Source organism: Arthrobacter sp. S39, assembly GCF_004320525.1.
Classification (GTDB): Bacteria; Actinomycetota; Actinomycetes; order Actinomycetales; family Micrococcaceae; genus Arthrobacter.
Map to the genome: position 1 here is coordinate 20,264 of NZ_SIHX01000018.1, position 17,079 is coordinate 37,342.

Genomic DNA, 17,079 nt, shown 5'->3' on the forward strand with positions numbered 1-17,079 from the left:
GGCCTCCAGCCCCGCATCCACCAGCTCTCGGTAACGGCGCGATCAGCGTACGACGGCGGAACAGAAACATGGAACCTTTGCGCGGCTCGGCACAAGGACCAGCCATCAAGCAATATTATGTGGGCCAACTGCAGACGCCCCATGAGCTATAACTCATTTAGGGTGGGACACGAGGACCTCCTGGTTTATGTCCGCTCTCGACAAGCACCACACAACACCCGGAGGTCCTCCTATTGCCTCAAATCAAACCCAATGTCACCAACCTGACGGGTCGGCAAGGCTATTGGTAGCGCAATTCTGTTCGATTGTGCCGAGACACGCGGCCACGCTACTTTCTCAGATTCAGCCTGCGGCAGCGGTCCAGCTCAAGGGGAGCCCACTGGGGCTTACTTATGGGCCTGGGATGCTTAGGAGTCAGGTACTACTCCATCATTGAACAGAAGAGGATCACTACCAACCCGGCCAGACCCGTCGGGGTGATCCATCGCGTCGATCGCAGCCATTTCTTCAGCAGATAGTTCGAACTTGAAAACATTCAGGTTCTCTATCATGCGTTCACGCCGTGACGACTTCGGGAAAAGAATGAGGCCGTTCTGTAGATGCCATCGAATGACGACCTGGGCGCTCGAGATGCCGTGCGCCTCGGCAGCAGCTCGCACCGACTCTGACTGGAGCAACGGGTACTTTCCCTGCCCAAGCGGACCCCAAGATTCCACGCGCGTACCGTGGGCACTCGCCCAAGCCTGCACCTCCTGCTGTTGATGGGCTGGGTGCAGTTCAATTTGGTTGATGTCCGGAACGACCCCCGTCTCGGCCACCAATCTATCTAGATGCGCCGGAAGGTGGTTAGAAACACCGATTGATCGAGTTAAACCCATATCGCGCAGCTCTATCAGCTTTTCCCACGCGTTCAGATACGTCCCAACCTCAGGCATAGGCCAATGAATGAGGTATAGGTCTACGTAGTCAACCGATAAGTCATCGAGACTCCGGTACAGCGCAGTCTTGGGATTGTCTCCGGATTGCTGGTCGTTCCATAGTTTCGTCGTAATGAACACTTCGTCACGGTCCAAACCACTTGCGGCCACCGCCTGTCCCACTCCAGGTTCGTTACCGTAGACAGGCGCCGTGTCGATGTGACGGTAACCTACACTCAACGCTTCTGACACGACGCGGGCTGTATCGGACGGCGCTATCTGCCATACACCGAATCCGATCTGAGGAATAGTGTGACCGGATTTGAGCGGAATCGGAGGTACCCCTGACGTCGCCTCGCTTTTGCTCACGTGAGTGCCACTCCCCCGTTGACGTCCAGCGTAGCGCCGGTGATGTAGGATGCACGGTCCGAGGATAAGAACTCGATCGCGTCAACAATATCCTCCGGCTCGCCCGGCTTGTGCAGTGGAATCTTGGAATTCTCTTCCGCCATGAGCTCCTCATAGCTCATGCCCAGCTCCTGCGCGTACTTCTTCATCACCGACTGCAACATCCGCGTATTGATGTTTCCTGGAGCGACAGCGTTCACGCGGATACCCAACTCGGCGAGCTCCATTGCGAGGCTCTGTGTAAAGAAGATGACACCTGCCTTCGACGTGCAGTAGGCGGAATAGAGACCGTGCGCCCGTCGACCCCACCACGATGCGATATTAACGATCGCGGCATTTGAATGGTGTGGCATAAGTGGAACGAACGCCCTGCACATGAAGAACAGGCCGCGGAGATTGATGTTATGCACGCGGTCCCACTCAGCAGTAGTCATGTCGACGACTGCTGTGCCGCTCTGCTCAGTTCCGGCGATGTTGGCCAAGACATCGACCCTACCCGCCCACGCGCGAACGGATGCGGCAGCCGCGGCGACAGACTCTTCATCCGCGATATTCAGCGGGATGGTGAGGATCTCGGCTCCAGTATGAATTGCACGCAGTTCCGCAGCGACTTCTTCGAGCCGGTCCAGGGCAAGGTCAGCAAGCACGAGACGATTTCCAGAGGCGGCAAACGCATGTGCGGCAATACTCCCCATTCCTCCGCCAGCACCTGTTATGACAACTACACGATCCTTTTCAGACATGCTTTCTCCTATCCCCACGGTGACGGTAGTGGTGTACCAAATCACACACCGAGGACAGTCTATATTGTGGAACATCCCACTGGGAGGATTGAGGTTGATATCGTTCGCGACCCAAGACTAGGGGCCTTCGAACCCGAGGCTGCTTGACGCTTAGCCTGAAAAATGGCCGCAAGTGAGCCAAGGAGGCGCAAAATCTTGTTTTGCTTGGGGCGGCGATTGAACGTCAGATTGTTGTACACTTTCTATGTGTCTGTAGCAAACGTAGCTCGCCGCTACGGCTTTGGCGAGCGGTAGTCGGGGTGATTCCTTTCTCGAGAACCGCCAGGCATATCCAATGAATGTCGAAAGAAGGAGACACTGTGGTCCTCGCGTCCGAACAGATAATGCGGCCCACGACTGGGGAGTACGCGCACACAGCCCACTGGCGTTCTCAGGCTCATATGCCGACGGCAATCGAAAGTACGATTAAGATCGTCAGCGGTGAGGGGCCCTACGTTATCGACAGCGAAGGAAATCGACTGCTCGATGGGACAGCTGCACTGTTCCTCTGCAATGTCGGACACGCGCAGCCCAAGCTCGTTGAGGCCGCCCGTGCCCAGATGGAGAAACTAGAGTTTTATCACAACCATGGGCACTTCGTTGGCGAGCCTGCGGAGCGTCTTGCGTCCCGAGTGCGTGATCTCAGCCCGCTTAGCGACGCCAAAATATTCTTTACCAGTGGAGGCTCAGACTCCATCGAAACGGCGTGCAAGCTCGCCCGATTGCACTGGCAGCTCGAGGGCCGCTACGACAAGAAATACATTCTGTTCCGGGATCGCGCCTATCACGGGCTGCACGCGTTCGGCACTAGTCTCGCTGGCCTGCAATTCAACCGTGAGGGCTACGGTGTTGAATCCCTTATCCCTGAAACCCTTCGCGTGCCCTGGGACGACATAGACGAGGTGGAGCGTCTCATGGAGGAGCTCGGCGCGGAGAACATCGCCGCCTTCATCACCGAACCGATTATCGGATCGGGGGGAATCCTTGCTCCGCCGGACGGCTACTTTGCCAAGCTCAATAAGCTCGCGCGCAAGCACGAGTTCCTGATCATCGTCGACGAAATCAGTACGGGATTTGGACGCACCGGGGATTACTGGGGCACCGACCGTTTCGGAATTGATGCCGACATGATCACCATGGCTAAAGGGATCACGTCCGGCTATCTGCCGCTCGGCGGAGTGCAGGTGGCCCGGCGTGTGTGGGATCGTTTTTTCTCCGGTCCGGATGCCCCGGTGTTCCGCCACGGGCTGACTTACGCTGGCCATAACACGGCTTGCGCGGTCGCAGAAGCGAACATTGATCTTATCGACGAGATGGGGCTTGTGGAGCGGGTCAAGACGCTTGGAAAAGCGCTGGACGCCGGCGTCCACTCACTCGCAGGCGGCACGGGCGTCATCGAGGTGCGCGCAGGGCACGGTCTCCTCGCAGCCGTAAAGTTCGATCCCGAGATCAATCTCGAACCAGTAGTCCTCGCCGCGAGAAAAAAGGGCGTCCTCGTCCGGGCCCTGTCCGGCAACGAGATTGCCGTGTCACCTCCATTCGTCCTCGAAGACCAGCATATCGACGAGATCGTTGATGCAATCGCCTTTGGCATTGCAGGCCTGTAACTGTAGTTAAGGCTGCAATACGGGAAACCAATAGTTTTCGCGCCCAACCAATTGAAAGAAGGTCACAACCATTATGGGTGACGCTACTCTCGCCTACCGCCTCCATTTTAAGGATCCACGGGGGCGGATCCTGGTCGGCAACTCGCTCACATCTTTTGAGTTCGACAACGACCTCGCTGATGCCGTTGTGCTCGGTGCGTCCTTTGCGGGCGCACCAACTGGTATTCTTCCTGTGCGCCAGGGAGCACGCGGGTGGATCGCACACGCGGCCGGCCCAGGAAAAGACCAAGCAGGAATAGCTGGGCTGCCGCTAGCCGACAAGTACGGCGTGCCCGCAGCCGCCATTGCCACCCGCGAAGCGGGGCTGTCAGACGGCGACTCGTTGCTAACCGGCCGAGTCAGCCACGCAAACGAGACTGCCTGGTCGGTCGGCGTGCGACCAGGGCAAACCGGCGAGGAGGCGGCGCTGATAATGCTAGACGCCCCCCTGGGCACGCCGCACGATGTCGAGGGGGTCATCGACGAAAATGTCTACACAGTCGTCGAGACGCCTCACGGGAACATCTACGCGGTATGGTCCTCGTCGCGCATAACCGGTGATCTTTCACGTGACGTTCTCGTTGTTGCATCCCATGGGGCGAAAGTGATGGCCTTGTACGTACTGCGCACTTCCCCGCGAGGCGTCATCTGCAATGATGCCGGCTTTGGACTAGACAATTCAGGCATTGAAGGGCTTGACGAACTTGAGGCGCACGGGATCGCCGCGGCAGCTGTATCGACGGAAAGTGCACGAATCGGCGACGCTCTGAGCACTTACGAGGACGGAATCATCTCGGCAGCCAACGCATCAGCGCGGGCAAGGGGCGTCCTTATCGGCCAGCCTGCCCGAGAAGCAGCGAAAATCCTACTTGATGGAACCCGTCCCACAGAGATGTAGTTCTGCTTAGAAGGCAGCCATGGACGAGCGATCTCGGATTCTATCGTAGGTCGCTCGTCCATGTGTGCCAGCGGCTTGTTGTGGGCTTCTGGCATGTCCGCAGTCGTCAGGTTGGGCTACACCCATTCTTGACGTCAGGAATGCCCTCCCACCTCGTCAGGATAGGCTCAAATAGTTGATTCCTGGACACTCAGGCTGGGCCGTCTCAGATGCAAATCTGACAAAAAGAACCCACGAACACGAAGGGCACACTCCCCTGTGCCCGATGTCGCCCGACACCGAGGTTTTTCGCCTGCGGCCCCGTCGCCGACCGAAGGGCCGCGGCCAACGGCTGACGTGCGACCGGGAAATCCTCAATTGGACGAAGATCCGGTCAAATAACGGTTGACCGGAGCTTCGGTGGCGGGGTCCGCCTGCCGTAAGCCCGCGCGGGGCCGTGGCAGCGTTCCACAAGTCGAACGTTCTCGCGGGCCTGGTTCTGTAATGTCCGAGCAGAGTCGAAAGCGTAACGGGGACTGCGGCTTTGGAACAGGTGTCCGATCCCGCGAACCAACCCGAACACGGAGCTTGGACACTTGGCGCAACTCAACGTCAGCTTGTCAGGCGCAACCGATCCAATGCTGACGATACGATTGGGCTAGCCGGCCCAACCCTCCGGTTGACTGTGCAGAGTAGGAGCTCCCAGTGTCGACAACGATTTGGCTGACGGGACTGCCCTCGGCGGGTAAAACCACGCTGGCTCACGAGATCGCGAACGCTCTGATCATCAATGGACGGCCAGCATACATTCTGGACGGAGACAGGCTCCGACAAAGTCTCAATTCAGACTTGTCATTCTCCCCGAAGGATCGCAATGAGAGCGTCAGAAGGGCCGGAGAGGTATCGCTCATGATGGTAGAAGCCGGAATCGTTTGCATCGTAGCCATGGTCAGTCCGTATCGCGATGCGCGCGACGAAGTCAGAAGACGCCATGAAAGTGCGGGGGTGAGGTTTCATGAAGTCTTTGTCGATACGCCTCTTGAAGTCTGCGTGCATCGCGATGCCAAGGGACTCTACGCTGAAGCCAGGTCCGGCAGAATTTCAAACCTTACCGGCATCAATGACACATACCAGCGACCGCTCAATGCCGATTTGGTGCTAACAGCTCAGCACGGACCACCTAAAGCACAGGCCGGGCTCATCCAGAGCCTTTGGTTTCCTGAGCCTTGCTTCAAGGTAGATCGCCCCGACCTTATTGGACAAGAATCTAGCCTGGGTTCGAACTAGGTCACGGCGAGCCCCCACCTACCGCCGGCCAACAAACATTGGAAGCGAATCGCTTTCCTTGGTCGCGTCCAAGTAACCGTCGTACCTGAACTCTCCCACGTGCTCCCGCGAGCCTGACCGCCAGCTTTCCGGGGCGATCACGGTGAACGGCGTCAGCTCCTTGGCGTTACCGATCACCTCGGCTACGACTGCACAACGTTGCGCATGAACGAGCGAAACGCCGCGTGTGGCCCCCACCGGAGTGTTCATGAACGTCGGGCAGCCGATCAAGGCTTTGCCTTTATCTCGGCCAGAACCGCTATCACAGACCACTACGTCAACGCGGGCGCCAGTCATTTTGTACACCTCTGAGGAAAAATCGTGCGCAAAAAGATTCGGGTTGTTAATGCCTAGGATCCAGGTGTCATCTTGGTAGTGATCCATCATGATTACATCCTGGATCGTGAAAGAAGGATCGGTTCTTTGAAGTACTGCAAGGAGATCTGCGACTGAAACCCCCGCAGCAACGGCCTCAGTCACAGACTTGCTCGAGATCACCCGGCACTCAACTATGGCCGCAACCTTGGACGCAACCGTCACGATAGAGCCGGGCGGAGACATCGCAATGGCTGCGAGCAGCTGCCCAGTAAAAAGTTCCCTGTGCTCCGTGATCATCTCTGTACTTATGGGCTGAACAGAACGTGTGATGCCCGATCCGGAACCTAGTCCGGCCAAAAGACCTTTAAGGGCCTGAGCCAGCATTTCTGCGTCATCGAAGCTCAAACTGGGCCTCCCGACTGGACGGCAACACTGCCTGGTTCGAACCACTTTCTAGTCAATGAACTACTCGTGTAAGGCACGGATTGAAAGTGGCAACGCGTTCCAGAAACCGCGTCATAGGCCGAAAGATAGAGCATCACTTCAGATCCCGGAAAGTCGGCGAAGAGGTCCTCCAGCGTGACCGGTGGCTCCTGATTAAGGCGAGATCGTAACGGTTCTGGGAGTCCCAGAACGTGGAATTGATCGAGTCCGTCTGTCTTGATGGTGATGAGTCGGCCCTTACCTTTACCCAGAAACGGTAAAGGCACGTCAAGGGTTCTCAACTTCACGAGTTTTACGTTTTCACCAGTGGCGACGCCCGGAACGCGAAGCATGCATATGGCGCCGAAGTCCACGGCAGCTCGCCGGCCGACGTTCTGTATTTTGACTCTGTACTTCGGGGGTCCACCCAGCCAGTGTTCGTTGACGCTTATGTGCTTGCTCCACACAATCCGGGGCCGGAGTCTTTTCGTGAGCCAAAGCCAGAAGAGATAGGAAGAGAGCACACCGGTGACCACAGCTACCACGGCGCTAATAATGGTGGCTTGTATCAAGTCACTCATACAGCCCCTCCCACAACGGGACGTGAAGCACTTCCTGGGCACCATGCACGTGACCCCAGATGCCTTCTTCTCCGAAAGACTCACCATGATCGGCAGTAATCACGTAGTGGAAAGGACGTGGCAAAGCCTCAAAGAGAGTTCGTAGGCGGTCATCAACATTTGACACCGCTTCTATCTGCGCTTGCCGGAGCTGGCTCATCAGCCTCGCGGTCCCGTCATCATTCGGAAGCTTCTCTTTCGCATTTCTAAAGCGTTTGAGCCTGCGTTGCTCCTCTAATTGAGCGGCTGTGCACGCATACGGCGCGTGCGTTTCCGCCGCGTTTATGAACAGCAGCCATCTTTCAGCTGCCCCCACTGCGTCCACAAGTTCTTCAACATGAGCAAGCGCGTAATCCTCCGATGACCAGCTTGGAAGATCGCCATCTGAAGGCAAATACTCCGGACCCCAATAGAAGAACTTACCGAAACCTTGCTGCAGGTTCGCCGATTTAAACCAACGCATTCCGGCTGCACCTACTGTCGTCCAGCCGTCTTGTTTCAAGCCGTCTACTAGGTTTTGCCCTTCGACGGTTCCTCTAGCCGATTGTCCAGTCTTGCCCCATCTCTTGTACTGCGGAAGGCGGCTCAACACTGTATCGGTTGCGCCAATAACAGCGGGAAAGTACCCGTGGAACAGCGCCACGTGGGCAGGCAGTGTGAACGTTCCGTGAGCCGTCGCCAGTCGAAGGGGACCCAAGGAGTCCAGAAACGGCGTAGTAGCCGACTGGGCAGAGTCCCAACGGCAGCTATCCAGGGTAATCAGGACCAAACGAGTCACTGAGTCGTCGGCGCGGGGAATTTCGGTCATGTTGAGATTCTGACGCACCATCTCAAATTTCACGGTTTATTGCGCGGCATCAATTCCGGCGCGGCCTCCTCCATTGCCACTATGGAGGTGGTCCGCTCCCGACAGGACGATCATCCTCCGACTGCCGCATCGGTGTTTGGCGCCATATGCATTGGTCCCCAAGGGGTGTCTCGGCTGCAGCTTTTCAGACTCCGGCGCGCCATGATGCCTAAAATCAGGACGCATGCCGTGCCATATGACTCCGACCGAGCTGATTGCTGCCAGTGAACTGGACGCTCTGCCTTGTGGTGCCGGTGGCCGGTCTCAGGGTAGGGTCTTGTCGGCTTCTGGTGGAACGGGCGCTGCTTTGGCTCCGAGCTCGGCCAGGAACTCGGCAAAGTGGGAGTCCGTGGAGTCCCTGAACGATGGCCGGGGATCGGTGTGTTCGCTGTGGCAGTTGCTCAGGCCCCAGGATTCGGAGCGTATCCGTTTGATCATGGGCCAGAACGTGCTGTAGTGCAATGAAACGGCCTCGGTCACGGGGTCCTTGTGGCCATAGTCGGCAGCTTTCCATGCGACCCAGATGGCGGTGAGTTCTTCAACGACCGCGCTGTGACGGTACCCGCAGGCTTAGATCCGCGAATTCTCGGTACCGCCGTAGCATTGGTTGATCCCACCCACCCACTCGGCCAGGGCCTCCATGAGCTTCACGGATTCTTCGCTGTTGATCTCTCGCCAGTTCCACGGGGCGGGCTTCTTCTTGGGAGGGGTTTCCAGGATGTCCATCACTGCGGATCCCAGTGATTCCAGGTCTTCCCTGAGCCCGGTAATCGTTTGGTCGTGCTCCAGGAGAACATCTTCGATGTCGCCCAACCGCTCCGGGACGGTGGATTCCCCCTCTGGCTTAGGTTTTTCGGGCTGGCTAGCCGATTCCGATTCGCTCATACCGGTGATCCTTCCGTCCGGCGGACGGCGGCAGCCTGGTCTTTGAGCGCCTGGGCTGCCGTTTTGTCTTCCTTGATCTGCGCGGAATCAGAGCGGTCCCACCACGGCGTGAGCGTCACCCTGGCGGGCGCGACGTTGCTGTAATGCATGAAGGCCTCCCCTACCGGGAGTTGCTGGATTTCGCTGCCTCGGATCACGGGCCGTTCTTCTTCGCTGATCGTGCGGGACGATCCGTTCCGGCCCTGAGAGGTGGAGACGCGTTCCTTGCGGGTGGTTCCCGCTGCGCGGGCAATCTTGTCGAGTTCATCGAGCTCTTCCAGGCCCGGCAGGAATAGCCGGATCGAGGATGTTCCCCGGATCGCCGTGGCTGCCTCGGATCCCCACCGTTGGCGGTTCTGGGCGAAGGACTGGCTGAATCCGATGATGCGGATCCCGCGGCCGCCGGAATCCGAGAGGGCGCCGGCCATGTCCGGGATGGCCGCGACGTTGGGTGCTTCGTCCAGGACCATGGTCAGGACCGGCCACAGCCGGCCGCCGGGCAGATTCTGGGAAATACGTTGGGCCTTGCGGAACATGAAGTCAGCGAACATGGCCACCAGCGGTGCAACCGGGGAGCGCTCACCGTCGGTGAGTAGGTACATCGTGTTCGGTGTGGCCAGAAACTTTTCCATGTCGAACCCTTCACCTTTTGCCGGGCTCAGGATATGCATCGCCTTGGGCGAGGAGAGCGGTTCAAGCAGGCCGGCCAGGGTCTCCTGAATGGAGTCCACCGTTTCTCCTGCACGGGATTCGGTGAGTGCCCGCAGCCGCGAGGTGAACGCTGCAGGGGCTTTGTGCTGGGTGAGGATGTCCAGCGGCTCAGAGTTCGTGAAGTCGTTGGTCCACCGCACCACGTCCTCGACACTCTTCCCGCCCAAGGCTGCTGCGTGGAGGAACCGGCCGAGCACGGCGGCTGCCTTGGAGTTGAAGAAGTCCCCGTTTTTCACGTCCCCCATGGGCTGGGCGCCGGCCCAGGCCTTTCCCCGGGCCAACGCTTCGTCCGGGTCCTCGCACCCGTCGATGACGTTCCAGCGGACTGTTCTGTCCCATCCGGAAATGTCCTGGAGGTCAAAGACGGAAACTTCGCCTTTACGCTGCCTCGCTACGGCGGTGAGCATCAGCAGGTCATTCTTGGTGGACGTGGCGATGACGGCACCTGGTGCGTCCAGGACGATCCCGACGGCGAGGAACAGGGTTTTGCCGGAGCGCTGCGGGGCGAACACCCACATCGAATCCTCGTGCTGGACGTAGAGGGTCTGCCCATCGAGCTTGCACAGCGCCACGATCATTTCATCTTCGGTTGCGTTCTCGGGCAGTTCCAGGGACTGCCTGGCTTTGGTGAGGGCGGCCTTCTTGCCCATGCGCTTTTCCAGGTCCTTGTAGCGGGGCAGCCCGTCGTCCCTGTGTTTCTTGGTGCCGAACAGTGCGCTGAGCATTCCAGCCCCGATGAGGGCCAGGACCACCAGAACGATGAGGATCCAGGTTGCAGCGCCGGGCCAGACGAACTCGTCGGCCTTGATCTTCGCCAACAAGGCGGTGGAGTTCATCCACGGCATCCCGGTGGGTGTGATCAGCTCGCCCAGGAAGGCCGAAATCCATCCGACGAGGGCCAGTCCGACGACGATGACGGCCAGTCCGATTTTCGTCACTGCATCAGTGGACATGCGGCTTCCTGAGCTCACGCTGCGGCCTCCTGTGTACTGGCTTCGACCTGGTTGATCGTCGCGGTGGACTTCATGGCCTTATCGGTGTCGGTGAGCTCGATTTCAAGGGCGCTGCGGACGTGGATGGCGACGAACGGATCCTTGCTGCCGATCCGCATCATGCAGGTTCCCTTGGTCAGGGTGGCGATGTCAGCCGCGGACCCGGACGGGAGGTTGAACATCCGTTCGCACGCCCAGGCGTCATCGGATTTTTGCTGCTTGTACAGCAGGACAGTCCCGCATTCCTTGAGCATGGCGATCGCCGGGGAGTCTTCAGGAATGTCGGAGATGTGGTGGAAGGCGAACATGCACGAGAGGGACAGGGCGCGGGAGAGCTTGGTGTTCCGTCGGGTGACCTTCGCGACCGAGCCCTGCACGGTGTGCCAGGCCTCTTCGATGACCAGGATCGTGGGGACCGCTTCAGCCTGGCGGTAAAGCGTGTTCGCCAGCCAGGTGTTGATGATCGTCATCACGATCGCCAGCGCCGGTCCGTCCTCCGGGAGCAGGGACACGTCAAAGACCGTCAGGCCGGCGTTCAGCGAAATTTCCGTGCTGGTGGGTCCGTCGATCAGGCCGGCCAGGTCATCTTCAATCATGCGTTCGAGCTCGAACGCGGGGTCCTGGCCCCACTGCCGCAGCTCGTCCCACTGCAGGCCTGCCTTCTCCGTGGCGGCAGGGTCCGGTGCGTAGAGGGCATCCAGGACGTGCCGGATGTGGGCGATTTCGTCCGCATCCGCAGCGGCCCGCAGAGCCTGCCTGTGAGCCATGCGGACAGCCTTGCCCTCCTTGGGCAGCAGCGGCCGGCCCAGGGCTTCCTCCACGACGGCGCGGACCAACATGGACTGTCCGGCCGGGGTGGACAGTGCGGTGTCATCGTAGCTGTCTTCGTTCAGGCGGGCCGCGATGCGCGGATCCAGAATGTTGATCCTTGCCCCTCCCCCGCCGACCATGAACTTCACCGGCTTGATATCCAGGCTCTGTGCCAAGGAGGTGTATTCGCCGCCGTTCTGGTCCAGCTGGTACTTCTTATCGATCACCACGACGCGGCGGCCGAGGACCAGTTGCCGCAGGACCGCCCAGGTTTTCATGCCGGAGGACTTGCCCTGCCCGAGGTCCCCGATGAAGCACACGTTCGGGGATTCGAGCTCGTTGCCGTAGGAGGTGAACGGGTCATGGACGATCATCCAGCCGGAGCCGGCGTCGATCCCGAACGCCAACCCGCGGTGGGAGGTAGGGGGTGAGGCGATGGCCATGTGGGAGAACTCCATCTGCCGGGTGGAGGACAACACACCAGGTGCGGCAGGGTCATAGAATCCCAGTTTCGAGGCCTGGGTGCTGCCGCGCTCACAGTGCCACTGGACCGAGGACCTCGCCTGCGCTTCGGCCCGCTGCCGGATGCCGGCTTTCTTCTCGTCAGCCCTTTTCTTGGAGTGGGAGCGGCGTTTGGTGGCCACTGCATCGTCGGTGGCCGCCGCTGCCGGCTGCCCGCCCGTGGGCTGCTGTCCGGGCCCCGAAGACTGCTGGGTGCGGCGGGATGTGCCGGTCAGCGTCCAGGGCTTCCTGAAGACGCTGAGGAGTTTTTGGGTGTTCATCGGATTCCTCTCGTAAACGGCATGGTGGTGATCAGTGCCAGGTCGTTCCGGTGATCCATCCAGTCAATGAATTCGATCCCTGCATCTGCGGCGGCGGCTTCGATCAAGTCAGCGGTGGCGAGGAGCTCATCTTCTGCTTCGACAGAGTAGGAGATGTAGAGGGCGTAGGAGGCGCCGTGGTGACCGGAGCCGGGTTTGAGGTCCAGGAGCCGCTGGGTGGAGGCGCCCAGGAGAACGTCTTCGGAACCGTCAGTGACGACCCCGGACTTAGCGACTTCCTTTTCCCGGGCACGATCCATGGCCGCATCCGTTCGGGCCTTCCCGCGCGCTTTCCGGGCGTCTTCGAGTTCCATCACCATGGACACCGAGTGGACGACGGCCGGCTGGATCCCGCTGACCAGCGACTGCAGGGCCGAGACGGGAATGGCTTCGGGGCTGAACGCCGAGGCCGGCACGTACCCGGTGCGGGTGTACCAATGCCCGTTCACGACTACGGAGGAGTCCGAGGACTCCCCGTCCAGGTGCTGCCAGCAGTCAGCCAGGTCAGCGTTCTCGTAGTCGTCAATGTCGTAATCCGGGTCCTGCAAATGACGCAAGAGCCCGGCCATCTGTTCCGGACCCAGAGTCCGGTAGTCCTGAATGGCGCCCATCATTTGCGCTTGGGACAGGGCGGTGCGGATCTCCTGATGGATAGCCAGACCCAGACCGGTATCGCCACCGCCGAGCTTGCCCGCCTTCAAGCTCAGCGTCGCCGACCTCGGAATCCGGAACGTCTCATACGTCCGATGCTGTTCGGAACGGGACTGCAGGGTCTGCACCAGGTCCCCGTAGGACTCCAACAGGATCCGGGGCACATCCAGCGCCTGCTTATCTCTGATCCACAGCAGATGATCGGTGGAGTCCATCGGCACTGCCCGGGAGAGGGACTGGACGTGAGTGATGAGTGACTGCCGGCGTGCCAGCCGTGCCAGGAACTGCCCGCGGGCCACATAGGCGGAGTCCTCACGGTTTTCCTCCCGGATCCCGGAGGACGAACCCATGACCTCGACCGTCACGGTGTAATAAGGCTCTTTGATTCGGCCGCCGTGACGGAAGACCGTCATCGGCCCGGTCGGGGTCTTCACGGTGAACGCCCTGACAGTGCCCACCATCAGCGGAACGTTATTCCTGTGCTTGACGGGGACCTCGATCATGCCCTGCTCATCAGCCATGGAACGGTCGGCCTTACCTGCCTTGACCATGCGGGTCTGATCCCGGAACTTCACAGGAACAAACGTCGCGGTCTTGTTCTTCTGGCGGGATCTCTGATGTCTGGCCTCCACATACAGCGCTCCCAAGGAGCGGTAGCCCGTGATCTTGCTGGGCGTGGTAAGGATGACTCCGGCGCCGATAATCACAGCCCCGATCGACAAGCCGAGCCAGATGATGCTCGAGAGGGAAATGATGAGGATCATCCCCAAGGTGGCCGCGACGCTCAGGCCAACCCACTCAGGACCGGTCCGGCCACCGCCGAACAGACCACGGCGGGAAACCTCGCCACCGACAACAACCATTCTTCCCATCAGACCAACTCCCCCTGCTTCTTTGCTGCTTACCGGCCACTGATGTGCTCGGTCTCAGGCGCCATCGACCCGACGCCCTGACGGCCGCGCATCGCAGCCTGCCGGGATGCTTCCCGGCCCGCGAGCAGAAACGCTGTCGCCCCACCGGCAGCGATCTTCGCGGATCCCCGCGTCGCGGCAACCGTTCCCCTGCCCATGGCCGCCGCCCCACTGCGGACAGCGTTAGCTGCCTTCCCCGAAGGAGTACCAGCACGGTCCTGGCGCTGCAGCTCACCAATAGTGCGGTGATCCGGTGCACCCTCACCGCCGGAGGACGGGGCAGCACCGCCCTGCACGGCAGTTTCCTGCCGTCCTCCACCGGCACTACGCCCCCCACCGGAGCCAGTACCCACACCGACTCCGGCCGACGCCCCACCGGGGCCAGCTGAGAAGCCGGGACCGCTGGTTCCACGCCCGGCTGAACCGCCCGGACGGTCGCTGCTGCCGGAGCCCGACTGGGCCTGCGCTGTACGGCGCTTACGGATCATCGACCCGATGGCAGCCCCTGCCCCGGCAACAACAGCTGCACCAGCAATCGACCGGCGGTTAGCGCCCAGCCCGGTAGCCGACGACGGCAGGATCGGTACGAACCTGAACAGCAACGCAGGCGAAAAGGCCAGGACCACCATCGCCGCGGCGGCAGTGAACACCGAGGAAGCATTGATCAGCGCATCGCCTGTGCCTTCGCCCTGGAAGGCCGGCCGGCTGCTGATGAAGGTAAACAGCGCCCCCATCACCAAAAGGATCAGGGGCTTGGACAGGGCAATACCAACCCACAGAGACCCGGTTTTGGCGACCTTCGCCCTGTGATCGGGGTGGACCATGTACCCGATAAGGATGGCCAGACCCACCCCCAGCAGGTACAGGGCCATCGGCTGCAGGGCGAACAACCCCAGCAGCGCCCACGCACCGAGAAAAAGCAGCCCGAACAACAGGACCGCGGCCAACGGCCCGAAAACTCCGTTCGATTCGAAGGCAGCGAACCGGGAAATCGTTGTCGCGAAGTCCATGATCTGGTTCGCGGTCCACGGACTGATCGAAGCAGCCAAGTCCATCAATGCACCATGGCCAACGTGCGCCAAAGCAGGGCCGAAAACGGCCAGCAGGAGCGACAGCGGGCCGTACCAGAACAGCGACTGCCGCACCGTATCGAAGTCGATCTTCTCATCCGAGAGATCCTTGAACAGCTTGAAATACATCAACACTAAAAGCACGATCCCGATCCCGGAGAAGATGCCCCACATCTCGCGGAAAGAGTCATCAACCTCGAACTCCGAGGTCTTCAGAATGTTCATCAGCACCTCGTTCGTGGCCGTCACAGCAGCCTCTTTGGTCGAGTTAGCGAACTTATCCAAGCCGTTCTTCGCATCCGCAACGAACGCCACCGTGTCCACCGCGCCCAACACGAACTGCCCACCAGGCTGCATACCAACCGCCGTCCGGAGGGCAACCCCAGCGATGGGCTGATACTTCTCCCACGCAGCTTCAGCTACGCACAACCCAGTGGTTACCGGCCGGGCACCTTCATTGGCCAGGGCAGCACAGAACTGGCTTTTGCTTGTCTCTGGTTTGTAATCGAAGGATTGCTCTGGCGTAGTCAGGAAGCTGTTGAAAGCTCGCGTTGACATCCCTTCGCAGTCCTGGCCAATCATCGTTGCACTCATTGGATTGGGCTGGCAGATGTTCTTGGCGAGTTCCTGGTTTATTCGGTCGCTGATGCCGTCGCGTTCCGCCGGTGGGAGTCCTGCCAGACGTTTGAGCTGGTCCGCGTTGAGTTTCTCGGAAGCGTTCACTTCGTTCGCGGCCTGCGCCGCGCCTGCGGTAACCACACCAAATCCGATAAAGAGAGAAAGGAACAGGGCTACGAGTCGGAGCCGGCTGCTAGCGCGTAGCGTTTGCATACTCTGCCCAGCCTTCCCTGCGCAGGTCCTTGAAGTACCTCGCCACTATGGATTCATCCAGCGGCGGTATGTTTCCTGACGGGGTCCCTCCGAGTCCGCCAGAAGGGCCTTTGTCCTTCAACCGGGAAACCAAGTCCGCATCATTGACGCCTGTCACGACGTTGGAGATTTTCCAATCGCCCTTCCAGGTCAGCTCCATGGTTCGGGTGCCAAAATATCCCTGCGGCAAGGTGTCACTGGTTCCGAGCGCACCAAAGAACACTTGCACCACGGCAGACTTCTTCGGCTCGCATGACACCATCCGGTGCATACCGCCGGCCTTGACGTCGGTCTGTTCCATCCAGCCACCAGCAAAAGTCTTTAGCTCGGTACCCTGAGCCACGACATCGGTGACGCTGTCGCCAGGAAGAAGAACCGTGTCCAGCCACGGGCCAGGGACAGCAAGAGAATTCAGGGTGGCTCTCTGGGTTTCCCAGGTTTTCAGATTCACGTCGGCCAGTACCGGCGTGTAGTTGGCTGCTGCCTGGACGGCGGAGTCGCAGGTGCCGCTATATCCGATGGGGGTTTTGCCATCGGCGGCGGTCTTTGTTCCGCCTTCTCCGATGTTGAGTTTGGAGACGGGGAAGCCAAGCTTTCCTGCCACCATGCCGTTATCGGGTTCCGGTTGCGGCGCCGCGCTTTGTTCGTTTGGCCGGAAGTTGATCAGTACGACGGCGACGGCCACGATGACCACCATCGCTGCGGTGGCGGTCAGTACTTTCCAGTTCTTTTTCATGACTTAGATCCGTTCAGGGTTGAAACGATGGCAGTGGGCACATGGTTGGACTCTTGCCTGTACGGCGCTGCGGAGAGCCTTGGCTAAGCTCCTGCTAAGGCGGTGAGTGCCAGGATGCCACCGATGATGACGCTGGCCCCGGCGACAGCTGCCAACGCGACACCGCTGCGCTTGGCACCCTCTGCGCCATCTGCAATGTCGTCGGAGTGGCCGCGCTGACGGGCGACACCCCACTTGCCCAGGTTCATCAGGAAGGCTCCTGCCACCAGGACCACGACCAGTGCCCAGAGCCCGCCGAGGATCAACTGCGTCGCTCCCTCGAACTGGACACCGAAAACGCTCAGGCTCGGAGTCACCCCGTCAAGGGGGTTGTCCACCGCGGTGGCGATGATGATGTTGGTGGAGAGGGTGCTGAACAT

At 60.0% G+C, this 17,079-nt stretch carries 16 protein-coding genes; 3 read left to right on the forward strand and 13 right to left on the reverse strand.

From position 1 onward, the window contains the following. Positions 1-407 precede the first annotated feature (407 nt). Together EYS21_RS21650 and EYS21_RS21655 are read right to left on the reverse strand one after the other, a co-directional pair. Positions 408-1,286: an aldo/keto reductase gene (locus EYS21_RS21650; RefSeq protein WP_131135313.1), complete on the reverse strand. Its 879-nt coding sequence runs from the start codon at positions 1,284-1,286 to the stop codon at positions 408-410. After that, positions 1,283-2,068, reverse strand: coding sequence for an SDR family NAD(P)-dependent oxidoreductase (locus tag EYS21_RS21655; protein ID WP_165478377.1), 786 nt, complete (start codon positions 2,066-2,068; stop codon positions 1,283-1,285). Before EYS21_RS21655 ends, EYS21_RS21650 begins: the two co-directional genes overlap by 4 nt. Before the next feature lie 359 nt (positions 2,069-2,427). On the opposite strand from EYS21_RS21655, the gene EYS21_RS21660 reads away from it, so the two are divergent. The 3 genes from EYS21_RS21660 to cysC all read left to right on the forward strand — a co-directional run bounded on the left by EYS21_RS21660 (position 2,428) and on the right by cysC (position 5,917). Beyond that, positions 2,428-3,714, forward strand: a complete 1,287-nt coding sequence (locus tag EYS21_RS21660) for an aminotransferase class III-fold pyridoxal phosphate-dependent enzyme (RefSeq protein WP_207307852.1) — start codon at positions 2,428-2,430, stop codon at positions 3,712-3,714. A 73-nt stretch (positions 3,715-3,787) separates the two neighbouring features. Beyond that, entirely contained in the window at positions 3,788-4,651 is an 864-nt protein-coding gene (locus EYS21_RS21665; protein WP_131135315.1) for a DUF1805 domain-containing protein, read from the forward strand. 684 nt (positions 4,652-5,335) lie between these two features. After that, entirely contained in the window at positions 5,336-5,917 is a 582-nt protein-coding gene (gene cysC, locus EYS21_RS21670; RefSeq protein ID WP_131135316.1) for an adenylyl-sulfate kinase, read from the forward strand. Between the two features lie 18 nt (positions 5,918-5,935). Here the strand turns inward: cysC and EYS21_RS21675 are convergent, their stop codons facing one another. From EYS21_RS21675 to EYS21_RS21725, 11 genes are all read right to left on the reverse strand, one after another. After that, positions 5,936-6,679: a hypothetical protein gene (locus EYS21_RS21675; RefSeq protein WP_131135317.1), complete on the reverse strand. Its 744-nt coding sequence runs from the start codon at positions 6,677-6,679 to the stop codon at positions 5,936-5,938. Further along, positions 6,676-7,278, reverse strand: coding sequence for a hypothetical protein (locus tag EYS21_RS21680; RefSeq protein ID WP_131135318.1), 603 nt, complete (start codon positions 7,276-7,278; stop codon positions 6,676-6,678). Before EYS21_RS21680 ends, EYS21_RS21675 begins: the two co-directional genes overlap by 4 nt. Then, positions 7,271-8,125: a sulfatase-like hydrolase/transferase gene (locus EYS21_RS21685; protein ID WP_165478378.1), complete on the reverse strand. Its 855-nt coding sequence runs from the start codon at positions 8,123-8,125 to the stop codon at positions 7,271-7,273. Before EYS21_RS21685 ends, EYS21_RS21680 begins: the two co-directional genes overlap by 8 nt. 303 nt (positions 8,126-8,428) lie before the next feature. Next, positions 8,429-8,644 carry a hypothetical protein gene (locus tag EYS21_RS21690; RefSeq protein ID WP_131135320.1) on the reverse strand — a complete coding sequence of 72 codons (216 nt, stop codon included), beginning with the start codon at positions 8,642-8,644 and terminating at the stop codon, positions 8,429-8,431. 90 nt (positions 8,645-8,734) lie between these two features. Then, entirely contained in the window at positions 8,735-9,049 is a 315-nt protein-coding gene (locus EYS21_RS21695; RefSeq protein WP_131135321.1) for a hypothetical protein, read from the reverse strand. Further along, a complete protein-coding gene (locus EYS21_RS21700; protein ID WP_131135322.1) occupies positions 9,046-10,752 on the reverse strand; it encodes a type IV secretory system conjugative DNA transfer family protein in 1,707 nt (568 codons plus the stop codon). The genes EYS21_RS21695 and EYS21_RS21700 overlap by 4 nt, the downstream gene beginning before the upstream one ends. 14 nt (positions 10,753-10,766) lie before the next feature. After that, positions 10,767-12,383 carry an ATP-binding protein gene (locus tag EYS21_RS21705; protein WP_131135323.1) on the reverse strand — a complete coding sequence of 539 codons (1,617 nt, stop codon included), beginning with the start codon at positions 12,381-12,383 and terminating at the stop codon, positions 10,767-10,769. After that, positions 12,380-13,936 carry a hypothetical protein gene (locus EYS21_RS21710; protein WP_242633555.1) on the reverse strand — a complete coding sequence of 519 codons (1,557 nt, stop codon included), beginning with the start codon at positions 13,934-13,936 and terminating at the stop codon, positions 12,380-12,382. The genes EYS21_RS21705 and EYS21_RS21710 overlap by 4 nt, the downstream gene beginning before the upstream one ends. Positions 13,937-13,974: 38 nt before the next feature. Next, positions 13,975-15,813, reverse strand: a complete 1,839-nt coding sequence (locus tag EYS21_RS21715; protein WP_242633556.1) for a hypothetical protein — start codon at positions 15,811-15,813, stop codon at positions 13,975-13,977. A gap of 52 nt (positions 15,814-15,865) precedes the next feature. Further along, entirely contained in the window at positions 15,866-16,660 is a 795-nt protein-coding gene (locus EYS21_RS21720; protein ID WP_131135326.1) for a hypothetical protein, read from the reverse strand. An 83-nt stretch (positions 16,661-16,743) separates the two neighbouring features. Then, positions 16,744-17,079 (reverse strand): hypothetical protein, encoded by a 336-nt coding sequence (locus tag EYS21_RS21725; RefSeq protein WP_131135327.1) that lies wholly within the window; start codon positions 17,077-17,079, stop codon positions 16,744-16,746.